Genomic DNA, 4,119 nt, shown 5'->3' on the forward strand with positions numbered 1-4,119 from the left:
GGCTCCGGCCGGCCGGATCTCGCCGCTGCCGGGGTCGCCGAGCTGCGGGCGCTCGGCGAGCGGGTCACCCCCGCCCGCCGGGCGGTGCTGCGGGTCCTCGCCGGGACCAGCGAACACCTTTCCGTCGACGACGTCCTCGCCCGCGCCGACCAGATCGTCCCGGGGCTGCACCGCACCACCGTCTACCGGGCGGTGGAGACCCTCGGTGAACTCGGCCTGGTCACCCACGTGCATCCCGACCACGGGCCCGCCGTCTACCACCTCGCCTCGGCCCTGACCGGCAGCGGCCACCTGCACGTGCGCTGCCGACGCTGCGGGGAGATCAGCGACGTGCCCGCCGACCTGCTCGACGCCGTCGCCGATCGGCTCGCCCACCAGATCGGGTTCCGGCTCCAGCCCGACCACGCCGCGCTCACCGGCCTGTGCCGGACCTGCACCGCTGCCGCCGATCCCGCCGGTCACCCACGCTGACCTGGGCTGACCCGCGATTCCGGGGCCGGCGTAGGCTCAACACCAGGGCGCAAACGGTCCCTCGTAGGAGTACAGCGCGGTATGGACGCGGCGGTCCGCCGTCCGAGGGAGGCCACGAACGATGCCGGTGCAGCCCAGCCCGGTGGTGATGGGCATCGAGACGTCCTGCGACGAGACCGGCGTCGCGCTCGTCCGCGACGGCGTCCTGCTCGGCGAGGCGCTGTCGACGAGCATGGACCAGCACGCCCGCTACGGCGGCGTGGTCCCGGAGATCGCGGCGCGGGCCCACGTGCAGGCACTGGTTCCGTGCGTGCGCGCGGCGCTGACCTCGGCCGGGCTGACCGCCGCCGACATCGGTGCCGTCGCCGTCACCGCGGGCCCCGGCCTCGCCACGGCGCTGCACGTCGGGGTGTCCGCGGCGAAGGCCTACGCCACCGCCCTCGAGGTGCCGCTCTACGGGGTCCACCACCTCGCCGGCCATCTCGCCGCGGACCTCGTCGACGGCGAGCCGCTGCCCGACCCACTCGTCGCGCTGATCGTCTCCGGCGGGCACACGTCGCTGCTGCGCGTCGGTGATCTGGCCCGAGACCCGATCATTCATCTCGGCGACACCCTCGACGACGCCGCCGGCGAATGCTTCGACAAGGTCGCCCGGGTGCTCGGCCTGCCCTACCCGGGCGGTCCGGCGGTCGACCGCGAGGCGGTCGGCAACGACCCGGCGGCGCTGGCGTTCCCGCGTCCGCTGACCGGCCGCACCGACTCGCCCTACACCTTCTCCTTCTCCGGGCTGAAGACGGCCGTCGCCCGCTGGGTGGAGGCTCATCCGGACTCCACCGTCCCCGCCGGGGATGTGATCGCGTCGTTCCAGGAGGCGGTGGTCGACGTGCTCACCGCCAAGGCGATCCGCGCCTGCCGTGACCACGAGATCGGCGACCTGCTCATCGTCGGCGGGGTCGCGGCGAACAGCCGGCTGCGGGCCCTGGCGGCGCAGCGGTGCGAGGCCGCCGGCCTACGGCTGCGGATTCCGGCCCGCAAGCGCTGCACCGACAACGGGGTGATGATCGCCGCTCTCGGGGACCTGCTGGTCCGTTCGGGGGCCGCGCCGTCCCGGCCGGACCTCGCGGCGATGCCCGGTGCCTTCCTCGACCACGCCCAGCTCGGCGTGGCGCACCCGGCGCAGCGCGCCGCCTGACGCCCGCCAGCCGACCCCAGCCGACCGCACCCGCCCCATCCGCTCGCCCCACCGCAGCCACTCCGTCCGATCGCGGCCGCTTCGTCCCCGGCCACAGCCGCTCGGTCGGGCCCGCTCCGTCCGCCCCACGCACCCGGGAGACCTCCGACGATGCATCTCGGTCACGACGAACTGCATCCGCCGCACGCGCACGGCGGTGGCGGCGGGCCGGTGCCGCCGCTCGGACGGGCGCCACGTATCGGCGTCGGCGGCCCGGTGGGCAGCGGCAAGACCGCGCTCGTCGCCGCGCTGTGCCGCTCGCTGGCGCCGAGCCTGCGCCTCGGCGTCGTTACCAACGACATCTACACCACCGAGGACGCCGACTTTCTGCGCCGCGCCGGGGTGCTGGACCCGGGGCGGATCCGCGCGGTGGAGACCGGCTGCTGCCCGCACACGGCGATCCGCGACGACATCACCGCCAACCTGGACATGGTCGAGGATCTGGAGGCCGACGCGGGCCCGCTCGATCTCGTCCTCGTCGAGTCCGGCGGTGACAACCTGACCGCCACGTTCAGTTACGGGCTGATCGATCGGCAGATCTTCGTCGTCGACGTGGCCGGCGGCGACAAGGTGCCCCGCAAGGGCGGGCCTGGGGTCACCCTCAGCGACCTGCTGGTCATCAACAAGACGGATCTCGCCCCCCTGGTCGGCGCGGATCTCGGTGTCATGGCCCGCGACGCGGCGGCGGCCCGTGGCACCCGCCCGGTGTTGTTCACGTCGCTGACCGCCGACCCCGGGGCCGGCGACGTGACAGCCTGGGTGCGGGCCCAGCTCGCCGACCTGTCCCCCCACGGCCCCCGAGGCACCGCCCCGGCCGCCGCCGGGTAGGCCAAGCGGGCCAAGCGGGCCGCGTCACCGTGAGCCGGCCCCGGTCCGACCGTCGGACCATCCCCGGGGCCGCGCGCCGGCCGCCGGGCGAGCGCGAGGGGAGTCGTGATGCCAGCAGCCGTGCCGCCGGTGCACCGCAGGACGATCGAGATCGAGGTCCATCAGGCCGACGACCTGCTGATCGCCCAGGCGAGGCTGCGCGATACCCGGCCCTGGCATCCGGACCCGGCCCGGGTGCTGCTGCACGACATGCAGCTCGCCCTGCACGTGCGGACGCCGGACCTGACGATCGTCGCCGTCGAGTCGGGGATGAACGCCTTCCCGCACACCGAGTGCCCGCTGATCAGGCCGAGCTTCGACCGCCTCGTCGGGCTGTCCGTGCGCCGCGGCTTCACCCGGGCGCTGCGGGAGACCGTGTCCGGTGTCCACGGCTGCTCCCACCTGCACGAACTCGCCCGTGCCGCCGGCCCCGCCATCATCCAGGCGACGCTGAGCGCCGCCGACGCCCGCCGCCGCGGCCTGACCCCCGGCGCCGAGCCGCCCGTCCAGCGCGAACCCGCCACGGCCGCCGGGACACCGGACGGCACCGGGACACCGGACGGCACCGAGACACCGAGTGCCACCGCGACACCGGACGGGCCCGCACCCTCGGGTCCCGTGGTGAGTGGGCGGCAGGCCGCGGCCCTCACCGGGACCTGCCACATCTGGGCACCCGACGGCATCGCCACGCGGAAACTCGCCGCCGGCTGGCGTCCGGGCTTCGACCCCTACCCCGCGCCGCCGCTCACCGCGTACGAAGGGAGCTGAACGCCCGCCGACCGGCGGACGCATCGGCCGTCCCGACCGGAAGGTCAGGAATTTTCCCGCATCGCGGGCAGTCACGAGCAACGAGAACTACGGACTCATTCCCGCGTGTCGCGAGCACGACGAAATGCGGCGGAAACCGGTGGTCGAGCGCAGTCTCACAAGTGTTCCCAACCACCCCCGTCCGTCTTCACTCATGCAATGCGGGAGAACTTCTCATGGCACTTGTCTGGCCCGTTCAGAAGCCCGGTGACGTCGGACACAGCGTGCAGCTCGTGCAGTATCTTCTCGGCGCGCACGACCTGAACATCCTCGTCGACGGCGTCTACGGACTCGTGACCACGGCCGCCGTGCGCGATTTCCAGACCCGGTACCGGCTGACGCCCGACGGGGAGGTCGGCCAGCGGACCTGGCCGGCGCTGATCGTGCCGGTGCGGACCGGTTCGCGCGGCGACGCCGTCCGCGCCGTGCAGGACGCGGCCAGCCTGCTCGACCCCGACTACCGGTGGACACTCCTGGTGGACGGCGAGTTCGGGTCGCGCACCGATGCCTGGGTGCGGCACTACCAGTTCAGCGTCCACGCCGTTGTCGACGGCGAGGTCGGCCCCACCACCTGGAACCATCTGGCCAGGGTCGACCGGATCAGCTGACCGCGCCGACCACGGGCAGAGCCGGCCACGGGCAGAGCGGGCCACGAGCAGGGGGCCGGCCACGGGCAGGGCCGGCGCGGTGCCTACTCGGCGGTCTCGGGTGCGAGGAGCGCCGGGGCGGGCGGGTTGGTCGGC

General features: G+C 74.2%; 5 protein-coding genes. All 5 read left to right on the plus strand.

Features of this window, described 5'->3' with window-relative positions; all coding sequences use genetic code 11:
* A partial coding sequence (locus tag ND748_RS26840) for a Fur family transcriptional regulator (protein ID WP_251749001.1) occupies positions 1-471 on the plus strand: 471 nt, incomplete at its 5' end.
* A 121-nt stretch (positions 472-592) separates the two neighbouring features.
* On the plus strand, positions 593-1,663 hold the full coding sequence (tsaD, locus tag ND748_RS26845; protein WP_251749002.1) for a tRNA (adenosine(37)-N6)-threonylcarbamoyltransferase complex transferase subunit TsaD: 1,071 nt from the start codon (positions 593-595) through the stop codon (positions 1,661-1,663).
* 150 nt (positions 1,664-1,813) lie between these two features.
* Entirely contained in the window at positions 1,814-2,530 is a 717-nt protein-coding gene (ureG, locus tag ND748_RS26850) for an urease accessory protein UreG (protein WP_251749003.1), read from the plus strand.
* A gap of 108 nt (positions 2,531-2,638) precedes the next feature.
* Positions 2,639-3,337: a DUF2889 domain-containing protein gene (locus ND748_RS26855; RefSeq protein ID WP_251749004.1), complete on the plus strand. Its 699-nt coding sequence runs from the start codon at positions 2,639-2,641 to the stop codon at positions 3,335-3,337.
* 215 nt (positions 3,338-3,552) lie between these two features.
* Positions 3,553-3,984 carry a peptidoglycan-binding protein gene (locus ND748_RS26860; protein WP_251749005.1) on the plus strand — a complete coding sequence of 144 codons (432 nt, stop codon included), beginning with the start codon at positions 3,553-3,555 and terminating at the stop codon, positions 3,982-3,984.
* Positions 3,985-4,119: the final 135 nt, after the last annotated feature.

It is taken from the genome of Frankia sp. AiPs1 (assembly GCF_023716945.1).
Lineage (GTDB): Bacteria > Actinomycetota > Actinomycetes > Frankiales > Frankiaceae > Frankia.